8 protein-coding genes are annotated in these 17010 nt (G+C 68.8%); 5 read left to right on the plus strand and 3 right to left on the minus strand.

Going from position 1 to position 17010, the window contains the following annotated elements:
- Positions 1 to 190: 190 nt before the first annotated feature.
- From imuA to ACYCAX_RS00110, 3 genes are read left to right on the plus strand one after another with little or no spacing between them, the layout of a single operon-like run.
- On the plus strand, positions 191 to 805 hold the full coding sequence (gene imuA / locus ACYCAX_RS00100; RefSeq protein ID WP_460247189.1) for a translesion DNA synthesis-associated protein ImuA: 615 nt from the start codon (positions 191 to 193) through the stop codon (positions 803 to 805).
- Positions 806 to 807: 2 nt separating this feature from the next.
- Positions 808 to 2217, plus strand: coding sequence for a Y-family DNA polymerase (locus tag ACYCAX_RS00105; RefSeq protein WP_460247190.1), 1410 nt, complete (start codon positions 808 to 810; stop codon positions 2215 to 2217).
- A complete protein-coding gene (locus ACYCAX_RS00110; RefSeq protein WP_460247191.1) occupies positions 2214 to 5303 on the plus strand; it encodes an error-prone DNA polymerase in 3090 nt (1029 codons plus the stop codon). The genes ACYCAX_RS00105 and ACYCAX_RS00110 overlap by 4 nt, the downstream gene beginning before the upstream one ends.
- A 115-nt stretch (positions 5304 to 5418) precedes the next feature.
- Here the strand turns inward: ACYCAX_RS00110 and ACYCAX_RS00115 are convergent, their stop codons facing one another.
- On the minus strand, positions 5419 to 5745 hold the full coding sequence (locus ACYCAX_RS00115; protein WP_460247192.1) for a YdcA family protein: 327 nt from the start codon (positions 5743 to 5745) through the stop codon (positions 5419 to 5421).
- A 152-nt stretch (positions 5746 to 5897) separates the two neighbouring features.
- Here ACYCAX_RS00115 and ACYCAX_RS00120 point away from each other — a divergent pair, with 152 nt between their 5' ends.
- Both ACYCAX_RS00120 and lysA read left to right on the plus strand, forming a co-directional pair.
- Entirely contained in the window at positions 5898 to 6833 is a 936-nt protein-coding gene (locus tag ACYCAX_RS00120) for a LysR family transcriptional regulator (protein WP_460247193.1), read from the plus strand.
- A gap of 79 nt (positions 6834 to 6912) precedes the next feature.
- Positions 6913 to 8157, plus strand: a complete 1245-nt coding sequence (gene lysA, locus ACYCAX_RS00125) for a diaminopimelate decarboxylase (protein WP_460247194.1) — start codon at positions 6913 to 6915, stop codon at positions 8155 to 8157.
- A 102-nt stretch (positions 8158 to 8259) separates the two neighbouring features.
- On the opposite strand, the gene ACYCAX_RS00130 is transcribed toward lysA, so the two are convergent.
- Both ACYCAX_RS00130 and ACYCAX_RS00135 read right to left on the minus strand, forming a co-directional pair.
- Positions 8260 to 9222 carry an alpha/beta hydrolase gene (locus ACYCAX_RS00130; RefSeq protein ID WP_460247195.1) on the minus strand — a complete coding sequence of 321 codons (963 nt, stop codon included), beginning with the start codon at positions 9220 to 9222 and terminating at the stop codon, positions 8260 to 8262.
- Positions 9219 to 17006 (minus strand): amino acid adenylation domain-containing protein, encoded by a 7788-nt coding sequence (locus ACYCAX_RS00135; RefSeq protein ID WP_460247196.1) that lies wholly within the window; start codon positions 17004 to 17006, stop codon positions 9219 to 9221. Before ACYCAX_RS00135 ends, ACYCAX_RS00130 begins: the two co-directional genes overlap by 4 nt.
- Positions 17007 to 17010: the final 4 nt, after the last annotated feature.

A 17010-nucleotide genomic window follows, 5' to 3' on the forward strand; every position in this document is an offset into this window, starting at 1 on the left:
ACTTGTAGCAGCGCCCCGGCGCGTCTGAATACCCGTCAGACCAACCGCCATTGACGGCGCCTTCCCACTGGATAAACTGTATATCCATACAGTTATTTTCGAGCAATCCCATGCACCCCTCATCCCCGCCCCTTCCCCGGCCCGCCCGCCGGGCGCATGACTGTCGCCGTTCGCCGGCCGGGAGGCCGTGATGGGCAGCGTGGTCGCACTCGACACCCTGTTCCACCAGCGCCAGGTCTGGAAGGGCCAACCCCAGGGCCTGTCGCCCAGCCTGCAGCCCACCGGGCATGCGGCCCTGGACGCCGCCCTGCCCAGCGGCGGTTGGCCGGAAGCGGCGCTCAGCGAAATCCTCCTGGTCGCGGAAGGCACCGGCGAACTGCAACTGGTCTGGCCGACCCTGGCGCGACTCAGCGCAGCAGGCGAGCGCATCATGCTGGTCGCACCGCCCCACGTGCCCTACCCGGCCGCCTGGCAGGCCGCCGGCGTGGCGCTGGAGCAGCTCGCCATCATCCAGGCGAGCGGGCGCGATGCGCTCTGGACCGCCGAGCAGTGCTTGCGCTCGGGCAGTTGCGGCGCCGTGCTGTGCTGGCCGCAGCAGGCCGACGACCGCGCCCTGCGCCGCCTGCAGGTGGCCGCCGAAACCGGGCAGACCCTGGCCATCGCCTACCGCTCGCAGCGCGAAGCGCTCAACCCCTCGCCCGCCGCGTTGCGCCTGGCGCTGGACGCCAACCCGGCGCAGCTGCGCGTGCTCAAGTGCCGGGGAGGCCTGGCGCCAGCGCGGCCCATCCCGCTGCCCTGGTACTGACCATGCTCTGGGCCTGCATTCTCCTGCCACAGCTGGCAATGGACGGCGTACTGCGCGGCCGTTCCGAGCCGGACGCCGCCCTGGCGCTGCTCGCCGGGCCGACCCAGCGCCGCGTGCTGCAGGCGGTGAACCCGGCTGCGCGGGCGCTGGGGCTCAAGCCCGGCCAGTCGCTCACCGCCGCCCAGGCGCTGAGCCGCGACTTCGCCACCGCCGAGTACGACCTGGGCGACGTGCAGCGCTGGCAGAACCTGCTGGCCGCCTGGGCCTACGGCTTCAGCTCCCAGGTCAGCCAGCACTACCCCCGCGCGCTGCTGCTGGAGGTGCAATCCAGCCTGCAACTGTTCGGTCCCTGGCCGCGCTTCGAGGCGCGCCTGCGCGAAGAATTGAACGGCCTCGGCTTCCGCCACCGCATCACCGCCGCGCCCAACCCGGCCGCCGCGCGCATCCTTGCCAACGGCCACGACGGGCTGGCGATCCACGACAACCAGCAACTGCGTCAGTACCTGGGGAAGATGCCGCTGGAGCGCCTGGGCCTGGAGCGCGACGCCGCCATCTCGCTGGGCCGCATGGGCCTGCGCAGCCTGCAGCAACTGCTCGCCCTGCCGCGCGAGAGCCTGGCCCGGCGCTTCCCGCCGCAGGTGCTGCGGCAGGTCGACACCCTGCTCGGCCAGCGCCCGCTGGCCCTGGAGTTCTACCGGCCGCCGGATCGCTTCGAGTCGCGTATCGAGCTGAACTTCGACGTGGAGTCCACCCAGGCGCTGCTGTTCCCGCTGCGCCGCCTGACCGCCGATCTCGCCGCCTTCCTCGCCGGACGCGACAGCGGCGTGCAGCGTTTCGTCCTCCATCTGGAACACCATGAAGGCAGCGACACGCTGATGCCGGTCGGCCTGCTCAGCGCCGAGCGCGAGGCGGCGATGCTCTTCGAGCTGACCCGTGGCCGCCTGGAGCAACTGCAACTGCGCGCCCCGGTGCACAGCGTGCGGTTGCTGGCCGACGACCTGCCGGCCTTCGTGCCGCAGCGCCGCGAGCTGTTCGACGACCGTCCGCAGCAGTCGCTGCCCTGGGAACAGCTGCGCGAACGCCTGCGCGCACGGTTGGGCGATGACGCCGTGCACAGTCTCGGGGGCCGCGCCGACCATCGCCCGGAGCGCGCCTGGCAGGGCAGCTCCACACCGCTAAAAGTCGTCACCGAAGCCCCGCGCCCCGGCTGGCTGCTGGCCGAGCCACAGCCACTGCGCGAGTTCGCCCCGGCGCTGCTGGCCGGCCCCGAACGCATCGAATCCGGCTGGTGGGACGGCGAGGACATCCGCCGCGACTACTACCAGGTGCGCACCCGTAGCGGCCAGCGCGCCTGGGTGTTCCGCCCGGTGGGCGACGACGGCCCGCTGCTGCTGCACGGCTGGTTCGCATGAACGCGCCGCTCGAAGACATCGGCTACGCCGAGCTGCACTGCCTGTCCAACTTCAGCTTCCAGCGCGGCGCCTCCAGTGCCGACGAACTGTTCGAGCGGGCGAAGAAGCTCGGCTACCGTGCCCTGGCGATCACCGACGAATGCAGCCTGGCCGGCATCGTCCGCGCCTGGCAGGCGGCGAAGAAGCACGAGGTCGCGCTGATCACCGGCAGCGAGCTGAGCCTCTCGCAAGGCCCGAAGCTGGTGCTGCTGGCCGAGAACCTGGCCGGCTACGAGAACCTTTGCCGCCTGCTCACCCATGCCCGTCGCGGCGCCGAGAAAGGCAGCTACCGCCTGGTGCGCACGGACTTCGACGGCAACCTCGACCACCTGCTGGCGATCTGGCTGCCACGGGACGAGCGGGACGACGACGGCCTCTGGCTGCGCGAGCTGTTCCCCGAGCGCCTGTGGCTGGGCGTCGAGCTGCACAAGGGCCCGGACGACGCCGGCAAGCTGCGCCGCCTGCAGGAACAGGCCGCACGCCTGGAGATTCCCGCCGTGGCCTGCGGTGACGTGCACATGCACGCCCGTGGCCGCCGCGCCCTGCAGGACTGCATGACCGCCATCCGCCAGCACCTGCCGGTGCACGAGGCCGGCCAGTACCTCTACCCCAACGGCGAACGCCATCTGCGGCCGTGGGAGGCGCTGGCGTCGATCTATCCTGCCGAGTTGCTGGCGGAAACGGTAAAGATCGCCGAGCGCTGCACTTTCGACCTGGGCAGGGATGTGAAATACCAGTACCCGCGTGAATTGGTACCCGAAGGGCACACGCCAGCCAGTTGGCTTTGCGCCCTGACTCATAAAGGCATCCGCGAGCGTTGGCCCGAGGGAGCCAGGAAGAACGTCATTAAACGTATCCGCAAGGAACTGCGGCTGATCATCGAGCTGGAATACGAAAGCTACTTCCTCACGGTCCATGACATCGTCCGCTTCGCCCGCTCGCAACACATCCTCTGCCAGGGGCGTGGTTCGGCTGCCAACTCCGCGGTGTGCTTCACGCTGGGCATTACCGAACTCGACCCGACGCACAGCAATCTGCTGTTCGGCCGCTTCATCTCCCGCGAGCGCAACGAGCCGCCGGATATCGACGTCGACTTCGAACACGACCGCCGCGAGGAAGTCATCCAGTATGTATTTCGCCGCTACGGACGCACGCGCGCCGCGTTGACCGCAGTAGTCAGCACCTATCGGGGCGCCGGGGCGGTGCGTGACGTGGGCAAGGCGCTTGGCCTGCCACCTGATCAGGTCGGCGCACTGGCCGACTGCTGTGGGCGCTGGAGTCGTGAGGGTCCGCCCCGTGACCGTCTGATCGAAGCCGGCTTCGATCCGGACAGCCCGGTACTGCGCCGGGTACTGGCGCTGACCGGGCAACTGGCCGGCTTCCCCCGGCATCTGTCACAACACCCCGGCGGTTTCGTCATTTCCCAGCAACCGCTGGACACCCTGGTTCCGGTCGAAAACGCCGCGATGCCCGAGCGCACGTTGATCCAGTGGGACAAGGATGATCTGGACGCGGTCCGCCTGCTCAAGGTCGACGTGCTCGCCCTGGGGATGCTCAGTGCCCTGCGCCGCTGCTTCGACCTGATCCAGCGCTATCGCGGCCAGCAGTGGACGCTCGCCACCCTGCCGCAGGAATGCCCGAAGACCTACGAGATGATCAGCCGCGCCGATACCGTGGGCGTGTTCCAGATCGAGTCCCGTGCGCAGATGGCCATGCTGCCTCGCCTCAAGCCTGAAAAGTTTTATGACCTGGTCATCGAAGTCGCCATCGTCCGGCCCGGACCGATCCAGGGCGACATGGTGCATCCCTATCTTCGGCGACGGAACAAGGAGGAACCGATCACCTACCCCTCCAAGGCATTGGAAAAGGTCTTCCGGCGCACCCTCGGCGTTCCCTTGTTCCAGGAGCAGGTCATGGAAGTGGCTGTCATCGCCGCTGGCTACACCCAAGGCGAGGCGGATCACTTGCGCCGCTGCATGGCGGCGTGGAAGCGCCACGGCAGCCTGGAGCCACACCGCCAGCGCCTCTTCCAAGGCATGTTGAAGAATGGCTACACCGAGGACTTCGCCGAACGCATCTTCAAGCAGATAGAAGGCTTCGGCAGCTACGGTTTCCCCGAATCCCACGCCGCCAGCTTTGCCCTGCTCACCTACGCCAGCAGTTGGCTGAAATGCCACGAACCGGCAGCCTTCACCTGTGCGCTGATCAATAGCTGGCCGATGGGCTTCTACAGCCCCGACCAGTTGCTGCAGGACGCCCGCCGTCACGGCCTGGAGACCCGCCCGGTGGACGTGCGCCACAGCCACTGGGACTGCACCCTGGAACCCATCCCCGGACGCCAGCCGGCGATCCGCCTGGGCCTGCGCATGGTGCGCGGATTGAGCGAAGAAACAGCCGTGGCGTTGGTGCAAGCTCGCACACGGCAGCCGTTCCGCGATGTCGCCGACCTTTGCCTGCGCGCCCGACTGGACAATCGCGCTCGCGAGCTGCTGGCCGACGCCGGCGCCCTGCGCGGCCTCGCCGGCCACCGCCACAAGGCGCGCTGGGCTATCGCCGGGGTCGAGCCGCAGTTGCCGCTGTTCGCCGGCCAGGTTACCGAGGAAACCCCTGTCAGTCTGCCGCTGCCCAGCCGCGGCGAAGACCTGCTCACCGACTACGCCACCCTGGGCACCACCCTGGGCCCGCACCCACTGGCCTTGCTGCGCGGCGCGCTCAGATCCCGGCGCTGCCGCAGCTCACGGGACCTGCTGAAGCTGGACAGCAACCGCCTGGTGCGGGTCGCCGGCCTGGTGGTCGGCCGACAAAGACCGGGCACCGCCAGCGGCGTCACCTTCATCACCCTGGAAGACGAATTCGGCATGATCAACGTGATCGTCTGGCACGACCTCGCCCAACGCCAGCGCCGCCCCTACCTCGGTGCCCGCCTGCTGCAGGTGGACGGCACCCTGGAAGCCAGGGACGGCGTACGCCATCTGATCGCCGGGAGGCTGACGGACCTGAGCGAGCTGCTGGATGGGCTGGATGTGCGGAGTCGGGATTTCCATTGAGACATGCTTTGTAGCGCCAGGCGGTTCGCGAGCAAGCTCGCTCCTACGAAGAACATGAGGTGCAAACCTGAACCTGGAGCGAACTTGCTCGCGAGCCATTTCTCGCCCTACATGGCTATTTCCGCCGATAACTCTTGTTGCCACTGGGTGTCAGGCAGTAAACGCCGCCGCGCGGCCCCGTACAGAAGGTACCGCTGCTGCAGGAGCAGGAACCGCCATCGGAAGAGAAACGCTGTGCTGACGGCACACCGGAGCCGCCGCCCAGATAGGCCGGGCAGCGCTTCTTCGAGCCGCTGATGGACCCGTCGTTGCACAGGAAGAGATCGCCCTGACAGCGGGCGATACCGCCCTTGCTGCCGGAACAAGGCGTATTGGCGGCCAACGCCAGTGTCGTGGCGAAGACCAGCGCCATCCCCATCGACCAAAGCAAAACCTTGCGCATCCTGCCTTCACCCACCCGGTAGTGGCCCAATGCTATAGAGCAATGACGATCTTGTCAGGCAGGTTCTGAAGACAATGACTCCCAACGCATCGGGATTTGCCCACGGCGCCCGCGCCGCTTACCCTCCCGCTATCTCCCCTTCGGCCAGCCCCATGATCACCCTCCGCCACATCGAAGTCTTCCGCGCGGTCATGACCACCGGCAGTGTCACCCGCGCGGCGGCGTTCCTGCATACCAGCCAGCCCACGGTCAGCCGCGAACTGGCGCGGCTGGAGCAGTTGATCGGCTTCGAGCTGTTCCGCCGCGAACGCGGACGGCTGGCGCCGACGGCGCGGGCGTTGATGCTGTTCGAGGAAGTGGAGCGCTCCTTCACCGGGCTCGACCGCATCGTCGCCTTCGCCGGGAGCCTTGGGCAGTTCGCCGAGGGCAAGTTCTCCATCGGCTGCCTGCCGGCGCTGAGCCAAGCGCTGCTGCCGGAAGCCTGCAAGCGCTTCACCCTGGGCAACCCGGCGATCAGCCTGGACGTGGCGGCGCTGGAGTCGCCGCACCTGGAAGAGCAGCTCAGCGCCCAGCGCCACGATATCGGCCTGACCGAGAACGACGACGCCCCGCGCGGCACCGAATTGCAGCCACTACTGGCGGTGGACGAGGTCTGCATCCTGCCGGACGGCCACCCACTGCTGGCCCGTCAGCGCCTGGAGGCGGCGGATTTCGCCGGCCAACCCTTCGTCAGCCTGGCGCCGGGCGACCACTACCGGCACCTGATCGACACCGTGTTCCTCGCCGCCGGCGTGCAGCGGCAGATGCAGGTGGAAACCCACAGCGCCGTGTCCGTGTGCAGCATGGTACGCGCCGGGCTGGGCGTCGCCGTGGTCAACCCGATCACCGCCCTGATGTTCCAGGGCCAGGGCATCCAACTGCGGCCGCTGGCATTCTCGCTGCCATTCCAGGTCAACCTGGTGAAGCCGCTGTACCGCCCGTTCACGCCGTTGCGCGAGCGTTTCGTCGAGGCGCTGCGGGACGAAGCCGCGCTGTTGGTCGCCCGCCTGCGCGAGGCCCACGTGGACTGCACTCTATATCCAATTTGAATGGATAAAATAAAAAGCAGCATTATCTGATCTCCGAAACGCCCGGTAGACTGGCACCATCTACCTTCGGAGCTCATTCATGTCCTTCCTCGCCCTGCCCCGCGCCGAACAGCTCGCCCTGCAATTCGGCACCCCGCTGTGGGTCTACGACGCCGCCACCATCCGCGGCCAGATCGAGCGCCTGAAGAGCTTCGACATCATCCGCTTCGCCCAGAAGGCCTGCTCGAACCTGCACATCCTGCGCCTGATGCGCGAACAGGGGGTGAAGGTCGACGCCGTGTCCCAGGGCGAACTGCTGCGCGCCCTGGCCGCCGGTTATTCGTGCCGCGAGGATGAATCCGAGATCGTCTTCACCGCCGACCTGCTGGACCGCGCCACCCTGGAGACCGTGGTCGAGCACGGCATCCCGGTGAACGCCGGCTCCATCGACATGCTCCGCCAGCTGGGCGACGTCGCCCCCGGCCACCCGGTGTGGCTGCGCATCAACCCCGGTTTCGGCCACGGCCACAGCAACAAGACCAACACCGGCGGCGAGCACTCCAAGCACGGCATCTGGCACAGCGACCTGCACGCAGCCCTGGATGTGATCCGCGAACGCGGCCTGCGCCTGGTCGGCCTGCACATGCACATCGGCTCGGGTGTCGACTACGGCCACCTGGCCCAGGTCGGCGAGGCCATGCTCGGCCTGGTGCGCCTGGTGAGGGACGCCGGTCACGACCTGTCCGGGATCTCCGCCGGCGGCGGCCTGTCCATCCCCTACCGCGACGGCGACCCGGAAGTGGACACCGCGCACTACTTCCAGCTCTGGGACAACGCCCGCAAGGCCGCCGAGGACGTGGTCGGCCACAAGCTGCACCTGGAAATCGAGCCGGGCCGCTACCTGGTCGCCCAGGCCGGCTGCCTGCTCAGTGAAGTACGTGCCACCAAGGATGCCGGTCGCAACCACTTCGTGCTGGTGGATGCCGGCTTCAACGAGCTGATGCGCCCGTCCATGTACGGCAGCTACCACGGCATCAGCGTGCTGGCCGGCGACGTGGCCAGCCGCGAGGTGATCGACACCGTGGTGGCCGGCCCGCTGTGCGAGTCCGGCGACGTGTTCACCCAGGGCGATGGTGGCGTGGTCATCCCCCGCGCCCTGCCGCGCGCCCAGGTTGGCGACCTGCTGTTGATCCATGACACCGGCGCCTATGGCGCGTCCATGTCGTCGAACTACAACAGCCGCCCATTGATTGCCGAAGTGCTGCTCGACGGCGCCGACACGCGACTGATCCGCCGTCGCCAACGCGTGGAAGAGTTGCTGGCGCTGGAAGAACAACTGGACTGATCCCACGCGCCAAAACGCTTCGCCTGCCCCCGTAGGATGGGTATCGCTTCCGCGATACACCATCCTGCGGACTCATGTGCCATCCGCGCCCTGGCGCGATGCTTACCACCGCTCGGCCAGGAACTCCGCCACGCGCCGGTAATATCCCGCCACCTCCGGCACCAGGTTGCCCATGCGCAGGAAGTCGTGGGTCATCCCGCAGCAGCGCTCCGCCTCCACTTCCACGCCCTGCGCCACCAGCGCGTGGGCGTAGGCCAGGCCCTCGTCCAGCAAGGGGTCGAACTCGGCCGCGAACAGCAGCGCCGGCGCGCTGCCCTGGAGTGCCGCGCCGGCATGGACCGGCGAGCAGCGCCAGTCACTGCGCTGCGCGACGTCAGGCACGTACTGCTGGTAGAACCAGTCCAGGCTGGCCGTCTCCAGCAGATAGCCCTCGGCGAACAGCTCCTGGGATTCGCTGCGCTTACTGGCGTCCGCTGCCGGATAGAACAGCAGTTGGGCACAGGGCTGCTCGGCGCCCTCGCCCGCCAGCTCGGCGCAGAGCACGGTAGCCAATGTGGCGCCCGCACTGTCGCCGCCAACGGAAAGACGGCGCGGATGCAGGCCGAGACTGGCGGCCGAGTCCTGCAACCAGTTCCAGGCATCGCGTGCATCGAAGGTCGCGGCCGGGAACGGCGCCTCCGGCGCCAACCGGTAACCCACCGACACCACCGCGCAATCGCAGTGTTTCGCCAGCCACCGGCACAGCCCGTCATGGGAGTCCAGGCTGCCGACCGTGTAGCCGCCGCCGTGGAAATACAGGATCGCCGCGTCGCCAGCACCGACTGGCCGGTACAGGCGAGCCGGCAGCTGGCGACCCTCGCGCGCCGGGATCAGCAGCGCTTCCACCGGCATCGACGGCGCGCCGGCCCTGAGCGATTCCGAGGAGGCCTCGAAGTCCTGCCGCGCCTGCTCCAGGGGCAGTTCGTGCAGCGCCGGGCGACCCGTGCGGCGGCCGTCGTCGACCATGTCCAGGAAGGCGGAAATCTCCGGGTGCAGCATGCCGACCTCTTTCATCATTGCGTTCATACCGTGGCTTGCTCCTGGCGCGCGCCGCTTTCCACCTGGGCGCAGCAATGGCCGATCACCCCTTCCAGTTCCGTGCGCAGCTGCGCCATCAGCGCCTCGATGCGCGACGGGCGGAACACCCGGCGACTGAACATGCAGCGCAGGGTCAGCTCGCCGTCGTAGACCTGGCCGACGATCTCCAGCCAGTTGTTCAGCGGCGTGCTGGCGGCGTAGGTGTCGCCGGGTTTCTCCTGCAACGGCACGAACAGCGCCTTGTCGTCAAAACTCTGGTCGAACTGGCCGAGGTAGTTGAAGGTGACGCGCGGCTCGGCGCGGGCGGCGAGCTGGCGGCGCAGCGCGCTGTCGCCCAGATAGCGCAGGGCGCCGTAGCCGATGCCCTTGTCCGGCACCGCGCGCAGTTGCTGGCGAATCGCCGGGATGGCCTGGGCGTAGTCGCCCTGCCCCGGCGTCAGGCGCAGCGGGAACAGGCTGGTGAACCAGCCCAGGGTGCGGCTGTGGTCCACCTCGTCGAGGATGTCCTCGCGGCCGTGGCCTTCCAGGCCGATCAGCACCGACTCACTCTCGCACCAGTTGCATAGGGTGCGGCCAAGGGCAGTCAGCAGCAGGTCGTTGATCTGCGTGCGGTAAGCCTCGGGCGCCACCTTCAGCAGTCGCTGGGTCTGCTGGCGGTCCAGGCGCAGGAACAGCTGCTCCAGGTGCGCCATGCGCTCGGCGCCGCGCGGGTTGTCGCGTTGCGGCTCGCCGAGGCCGGCGGTGTCGGTCTGCTCCAGCCAGTACGGCAGGTCACCTTGTGCCAATTGGCTGTCGGCGTACTCGCGCAGCCCTTCGGCCCAGGCGCGGTAGGCGCTGGTGCGTTCGAAGCGCGGCGCCGGCTCGCCCGTGAGCTGAGCCGCGTAACGCTGCTGTAGTTCCTCCAGCAAAATGCGCCAGGACACGCCGTCCACACCCAGGTGGTGGATCACCAGCAGCAGGCGCTGGGTGCCATCGGCCATGTCGGTGAGCACGCCGCGCAGCAACCGGCCTTCGCTCAGGTCCAGGCTGCGTTGCGCCTGGTTGGCGATCAGCAGCGCCTCCTCGGCGTTCGCCGCCTGCCGCTGCCAGAGCAGAGCGCCGGTGATCTCACCGGCCTCGCGATAGCGCTGGCGCCACAGGCCGTCAGCCCCGCGGGCGAACGACAGGCGCAGGCTGCCATGCTCGGCCAGCAGGCCTTGCAGCGCCGCTTCCAGCGCCTCGGCGTCGAGGCGCTGGCGGCACTCCAGCAGCACCGCCTGGTTGAAGTGGTTCGGCTCATCCAGCTGCTGCTCGAACATCCATTGCTGGATCGGCACCAGGCCGAAGGATTCGCCATCATCGGCCACTGCTACAGACACTGTTGGCGCTGCCTCGGCGACGCTCTCGGCGCGCTCCAGCAGGCCGGCGATGGTCTGGTACTGCAGCAGGTCGCGCAGGCGGATTTCCACGCCCTCGCCCAGCGCCTGGCGGGCGCGGGAGACGATCTGCAGGCTGAGGATGGAGTCGCCGCCGAGGTCGAAGAAGTTGTCGCGGATGCCGACGCGCTCCACCTGCAGCACATCCTGCCAGATAGTCGCCAGCGCTTGTTCGCGCGCGTTGCGCGGCGCCTCGTAGGCCTCGCCCTGCCAGGTCGGTTCGGGCAGCGCCTTGCGGTCGATCTTGCCGTTGGGCGACAGCGGGAAGCGCTCCAGCCGGAGGATCTGCGCGGGCACCATGTAGTCCGGCACCTGCTCGCGGAGGAAGTTGCGCAGCGTATCGCCTTCCGCTGCACCGACCACATAGCCGACCAGTTGCTTGCCGCTGATGCCGTCGCGGGCCACCACCAGCGCCTCGCTGACCTGCGGGTGATCCTGCAGGCGCGCCTCGATCTCGCCCAGCTCGATGCGGAAGCCGCGAATCTTCACCTGATGGTCGATGCGCCCGACGTAGTCGATCACGCCATCGGCGCGGCCGCGCACCAGGTCGCCGCTGCGGTACAGGCGGCCACCTTCCTGCTCTTGTGAAAGGCCGAATGGATCGGCGACGAAGCGCTCGGCGGTCAGCCCGGCGCGCTCGTGGTAGCCGCGTGCCAGGCCATCGCCGCCGATGTACAGCTCGCCAGCGACGCCCAGGGGCACCTGGCGCAGCTGCTCATCGAGGATGTACAGCTTGCGCGCGCCGACGCCCTTGCCGATGGGCGCATAGGCGGCATCGCAGGAGGTGGCGCGGTCGGCCTTCCACAGCAGCGGCGTGACCACGGTTTCCGTGGGGCCGTAGCCATTGATCAGGTGCTCGGCGCGCAGCGCGCGCTTGGCCAGTTCGAAGCTGGCGTTGGGCACCGCATCGCCGCCGAAGCAGTAGATGCGCACCGGCGGCGGGTTGCCGTCACGCAGCGCGTGCTCGGCCAGTTGCTGCAGGTACACCGGCGGGAAGGCCGCCACGCTGACCTGCTTGTCGTGCAGTACGTGGTAGGTCTGCTCCGGGGTCCACAGCTCGTCGCCGCGCAGCACCAGGCTGCCACCGTGGACCAGGGTGGTCAGCCAGCGTTCGTGGGCGCCGTCGAAGGCAAAGGACATGAAGTGCAGTTCGCGGGTCGCCGCGTCCATCCGGTACAGCTCGCCGATGGCCGCACAGTGCATGGCCAGCGGCCCGTGGCTGACCGCCACGCCCTTGGGCTTGCCGGTGGAGCCGGAGGTGTAGATCAGGTAGGCGAGGTTTTCCGGTTCCAGGGCTACCACTGGCAGGTCGCTGTCCTCTGCGCTGAGATCGAGTCCGTCCAGCTCCAGGCATTGCACGCCGGCTGGCAGCGGCAGGCGCTCGCGCAGGCGGCTGTCAGTGATCAGCAGCGCGATGCCGGCGTCGCTCATCTGGAATTCCAGGCGCTCGCGCGGGTACTCGGCGTCCAGCGGCACGTAGGCGCCGCCGGCCTTGAGCACCGCCAGCAGCGCCAACGGAATGCGCACGCTGCGCGGCAGGGCCACGCCGACGCGGACTTCCGGGCCGACGCCCAGCGCCATCAGGCGATGGGCCAGGCGGTTGGAATCGCGCTCCAGCGCCGCGTAGTCGACTTCCTCGTCGCCGCAGATCAGCGCTACCTCATTGCCACGCAGCGCAGCCTGGCGGGAAATCGCCAGGTGCACCGGCTCGGCCGGCAGCAGCGACTGGTGCGGGCCACGGCAGGCGGCCAGGGCCGCACGGTCACTGGCGGACAGACATTGCAGCTCGCCGACGCGCTTGCCGGCGCCGTGCAGCAGGCTCTCCAGCACCTGTTCCATATTGCCGCGCAGGCGTGCCACGGCGGGGGCACTGAAGTGCGCGCGCAGATACTGGTATTCGACCTCCAGCGTCTCGCCGACGCGCACTGCGAGGTCCATCGGGATACTGGTCTCGTCCTTGGATTTCAGCTCGCCGAAGCGCAGCCCCTGGGCGCTGCGCAGCACCTCGTCGACCGGGTAGTTCTCGAACACGATGATGCTGTCGAACAGCGCCTGCCCGGCCTGGCCGGCCCAGCGCTGGATGTCGTACAGCGGAGTGTGCTCGAACTCGCGCACCTCCAGGTTGTAGGCCTGCAGCTCGCGCAGCCAGTCGCCGAGGTCGGCATGCTCGGCCGGCGCCTGGACGATGGGCAGCGTGTTGATGAACAGGCCCAGCAGGCTGTCGGCGCCGGCAAGTTGCGCGGGACGCCCGGCCACGGTGGCGCCGAAGGCGACTCGCTGCTGCCCGGTGTAGCGCTGCAGCAGGAGAATCCACGCCGCCTGCACCAGTGTGTTCAGCGTTACCCGCTGGCTGCGGGCGAAGGCCTTCAGGCGCTCGGTGGCCGCCGCGTCGTAGCGGCTGTATTCCAGGCCGTGGCCGCTGCCTTCGGCCGGGCGCGCCAGGCTGTCGGCGAGCACGGTGGGCTGGGCGAACCCGTGCAGACGCGCGCTCCAGAAGTCCTGGGCCTGCTGCGGGTCCTGCACCTGCAGCCAGTGGATGTAGTCGCGGTAGCGGCCCTGCTCGGCGATGCTCTCGCCGTTGTAGCGGCGCAGTGCCTCGGCGAACAGCTGGGCGTTGCTCCAGCCGTCGAGCAGGATGTGGTGGTGGGTGTAGACCAGCTGGTGGCTGGCCTCGGCGCTGCGCACCAGCACCAGGCGCAGCAGCGGCGGGCGCTCCAGGTCGAAGCTGCGGCTGCGCTCGGCGGCGGCCAGTTCATCCAGCGTCGCGCCCATGTCCTCGCGGCCGCGCCAGTCGAGCACCTCCAGCGGCAGCTCGACGTGCTTATGCACGGCCTGCACCGGCTGATCCAGGCCCTGCCAGTGCACGCCGGCACGCAGGTTGTCGTGGGCATCCAGCGCGGCCTGCCAGGCGCCGCGGAAGCGCTCCACGTCCAGCCCCTGCACTTCCACGCGCAGCTGGTTGACGTAGACGCCGCCCTCGCTGCCATCCACACCGTGGAACAGCATGCCCTGCTGCATCGGCGACAGCGGATAGAGGTCTTCGATCTGGTCTGAATCCAGACCGAGTGCGGCCAGTTGCGCCGCGTCCGGCGCCTCGATAACGGCGACGGCAAGCGGCGCATCGACCGCCACGAAATCACCGGCCACGCGGGCCAGCGCCTGCAGCGTCTGGTGCTGGAACAGGTCCTTCGGGCTCAGTTGCAGGCCGGCGGCGCGAGCGCGGCTGACCACCTGGATGGAGACGATGGAGTCGCCGCCCAGCTCGAAGAAGTTGTCGTCCAGTCCTACGCGCTCAAGGCCGAGCACGGCGCACCAGATGGCCGCCAGGGTCTGCTCGCGCTCGCTCTGCGGCGCGCGGTAGGTCTTCTGCAGCAGGCTGAAGTCCGGCTCCGGCAGCGCCTTGCGGTCGAGCTTGCCGTTGGGGGTCAGCGGCATGCGCTCGAGCTGGACGATCTGCGCGGGGACCATGTAGTCCGGCAACTCTTCCAGCAAGGCGGCACGCAGATCAGTATCGATCTGTCCCGTAACGTACCCCACCAGTTGCTTCACCTGCCCCGCATCGCGAGCGATGACCACCGCCTCGCGCACGCCGGGCTGGCCGAGCAGGCGCGATTCGATCTCGCCCAGCTCGATGCGGAAGCCGCGGATCTTCACCTGATGATCGATGCGGCCGAGGTATTCCAGCACGCCGTCGGCGCGCCAGCGCGCGAGGTCGCCGGTGCGGTACATGCGCGCGCCGGATTCCCTACCGTAGGGATCGGCGACGAAACGCTCGCAGGTCAGTTCCGGGCGCCCGTGGTAGCCGCGCGCCAGGCCGTCACCGGCGATGTACAGCTCGCCCGCCACGCCGATGGGTGCGGGTTGCAGCTCGCCGTCGAGGATGTACAGCTGGGTGTTGGCGATGGGTTTGCCGAGCAGCGCACGGGCGCGCTTTTCGATCTTCCAGGCCGCCGACCAGATGGTGGTTTCGGTCGGACCGTAGAGGTTCCACAGCGCATCCGTCTGGGCAGTGAGCTTGTCCGCCAACTCGGCGGACAGCGCTTCGCCGCCGCAGAAGAAACGGCAGCCGGTCAGGCGCGGGAAGTCCTCGTGGCCGCTGAGCAGCGTCCAGGTGCTCGGGGTGGCCTGGATCACCGTCACGCCCTGCTCCAGTGCCACGCCGAGCAGGCGCGCCGGGTCGCGCGCGACGTCGCGGTCGACCAGCACCACACGGCCGCCGACCAGCAGTGGCAGGTACAGCTCCAGCGCGGAGATGTCGAAGGACAGCGAGGTCAGCGCAAGCACGCGGTCCTGCGCGTTCAGGTCCGGCTCGCGGGCCATGCTCAGCATGAAGTTGACCACGCCGCCGTGGCGAACGGCGACGCCCTTGGGCTTGCCGGTGGAGCCGGAGGTATAGATGACGTAGGCCAGATCATCCGGCTTGGCGAGGTTTGCCAGATCGTTGTCGGCGTAGCCCTCCAGCTGCGCCCAGTCGCGGTCCAGGCAGAAGGCGCGGGCGCCGGTCTGCGGCAGTTCGCCGAGCAGATGCTGCTGAGTCAGCAGCAGGCGCACGCCGCCGTCTTCGAGCATGTGCGCCAGGCGTTCGGCGGGGAATTCCGGGTCCAGCGGCACATAGGCGCCGCCGGCCTTGAGCACCGCCAGCAGGGCCACCGGCAGCTCCACCGAGCGTTCCAGGGCGACGCCGACGCGGCTGTCCGGGCCGACGCCCTGCTCGCGCAACCAGTGCGCGAGGCGGTTGGCGCGGCGATTCAGCTCGGCGTAACTGAGGCTGCGCTGGCCGTCGGTGAGCGCGATGTCATCCGGCGAGCGCTGCGCCTGCTGTTCGATCAGCTGATGCAGGCAGGCGTCACGCGGGTAGTCCATGTCGGTGGCGTTCCAGCCGTAGAGCAGTTGTTCGCGTTCGCTGCCATCCAGCAGCGGCAGGCGCGCCACCGGGCATTGCGGCTCGCGCACCAGGGCCTGCAGCAGGTTGAGGAAGTGCCCGCTCAGGCGCTGGATGGTCGCCGCATCGAACTGGTCGGTGGCGTACATGAACTGCCCGCGCACCTGGCCGTCGCGGCTTTCCTCGGTGTTCAGGGTCAGGTCGAACTTGGCGATGCCGCCGTCCAGCTCCAGGCTTTCCAGGCGCAGGCCGCCGGGCAGCTCGCGCAGGGCATCGCGGCGGCTCGGCTGGTGGTTGCAGGCCACCTGGAACAGCAGGTTGTAGCTCAGGCTGCGCTCGGGTTGCAGCGCGTCCACCAGTTGCTCGAACGGCAGGTCCGGGTTGGCCTGGGCGCCCAGCACCGCCTCGCGGGTGCGGGCCAGGAAGGCGTTGAAGGATTCGTCGCCGTCGATGCGCGCCGACAGCACCTGGGTATTGACGAAGAAGCCGATCAGCCTTTCGCTCTCGGCACGGCCGCGGCCGGCGATGGGCACGCCCACGCGCAGCTCGCGCTGGCCGCTGTAGCGCGACAGCAGCAGCTGGTAGGCCGCGAGGATCAGCATGAACAGCGTGGCGCCCTGCCCCCGCGCCAGGTCGCGCAGGGAATCGCTGAGCGCACGGGGCAGCTCGAAGTCCAGGGTCGCGCCGCGATAGCTCTGCACCAGCGGGCGCGGCCGGTCGCCCGGCAGGGTCAGCAGCAGGGACTCATCGCCCAACTGCTCTTTCCAGTAGTTCAGCTGCCGCTCGCCTTCGCCGGCCGACAGCCACAGGCGCTGCCAGCGGGCGATGTCGCTGTACTGGATCGGCAAGGCTTCCAGCTGGGCCTGGGTGCCTTGCACCTCGGCGCTGTAGAAAGCAGCGAACTCGTCGATCAGCACGCCGATGGACCAGCCGTCGGCAATGATGTGGTGCAGGTTCACCAGCAGCAGCGCTTCGCCCGGCAGACGCGCCAGGTGCAGGCGCAGCAGCGGGCCTTCGGCGAGGTCGAAGGACCCTTGTGCGGCGTGCTGCAGCCAGTCACGAGCACCAGCTTCTTCGGTGAAGTCGCGGCGTTCCAGGCTTGGCGCGCCGGGCGGGAGGATGCATTGCTGCACCTCTCCCGCAATCTCCCTGAAAACCGTCCGCAGGCTTTCATGGCGCGCGATCAGCGCGGCGAAGGCCCGCTCCAGCGCACCCTCGTCCAGCGCGCCGCGCAGGCGCACGGCGGCGGGAATGTTGTAGGCCGCGCTGTGCGGCTCCATCTGCCAGAGGAACCACAGGCGCGCCTGGGCCGCTGACAGCGGCGCGTGCGTGCGCCCCTCACGGAGGATCGGCAGGCGCGACAGGCTCACGCCTTTTTCGCGCAGCTGGCGCAGGAAGATGGTCTGCTTGTCCTCGGACAAAGCGCCAAGGCGCTCCGCGACCTGTTTCAGCTGGGCGTCCATCGGTTGAGTCATTCCC

It is taken from the genome of Pseudomonas sp. MT3, assembly GCF_054720805.1.

Bases quoted from the DNA above. Each gene is read 5' to 3' on its own strand.
- imuA (WP_460247189.1), top strand. From the start codon at position 191: ATGGGCAGCGTGGTCGCACTCGACACCCTGTTCCACCAGCGCCAGGTC.
- ACYCAX_RS00105 (WP_460247190.1), top strand. From the start codon at position 808: ATGCTCTGGGCCTGCATTCTCCTGCCACAGCTGGCAATGGACGGCGTA.
- ACYCAX_RS00110 (WP_460247191.1), top strand. From the start codon at position 2,214: ATGAACGCGCCGCTCGAAGACATCGGCTACGCCGAGCTGCACTGCCTG.
- ACYCAX_RS00115 (WP_460247192.1), bottom strand. From the start codon at position 5,745: ATGCGCAAGGTTTTGCTTTGGTCGATGGGGATGGCGCTGGTCTTCGCC.
- ACYCAX_RS00120 (WP_460247193.1), top strand. From the start codon at position 5,898: ATGATCACCCTCCGCCACATCGAAGTCTTCCGCGCGGTCATGACCACC.
- lysA (WP_460247194.1), top strand. From the start codon at position 6,913: ATGTCCTTCCTCGCCCTGCCCCGCGCCGAACAGCTCGCCCTGCAATTC.
- ACYCAX_RS00130 (WP_460247195.1), bottom strand. From the start codon at position 9,222: ATGAACGCAATGATGAAAGAGGTCGGCATGCTGCACCCGGAGATTTCC.
- ACYCAX_RS00135 (WP_460247196.1), bottom strand. From the start codon at position 17,006: ATGACTCAACCGATGGACGCCCAGCTGAAACAGGTCGCGGAGCGCCTT.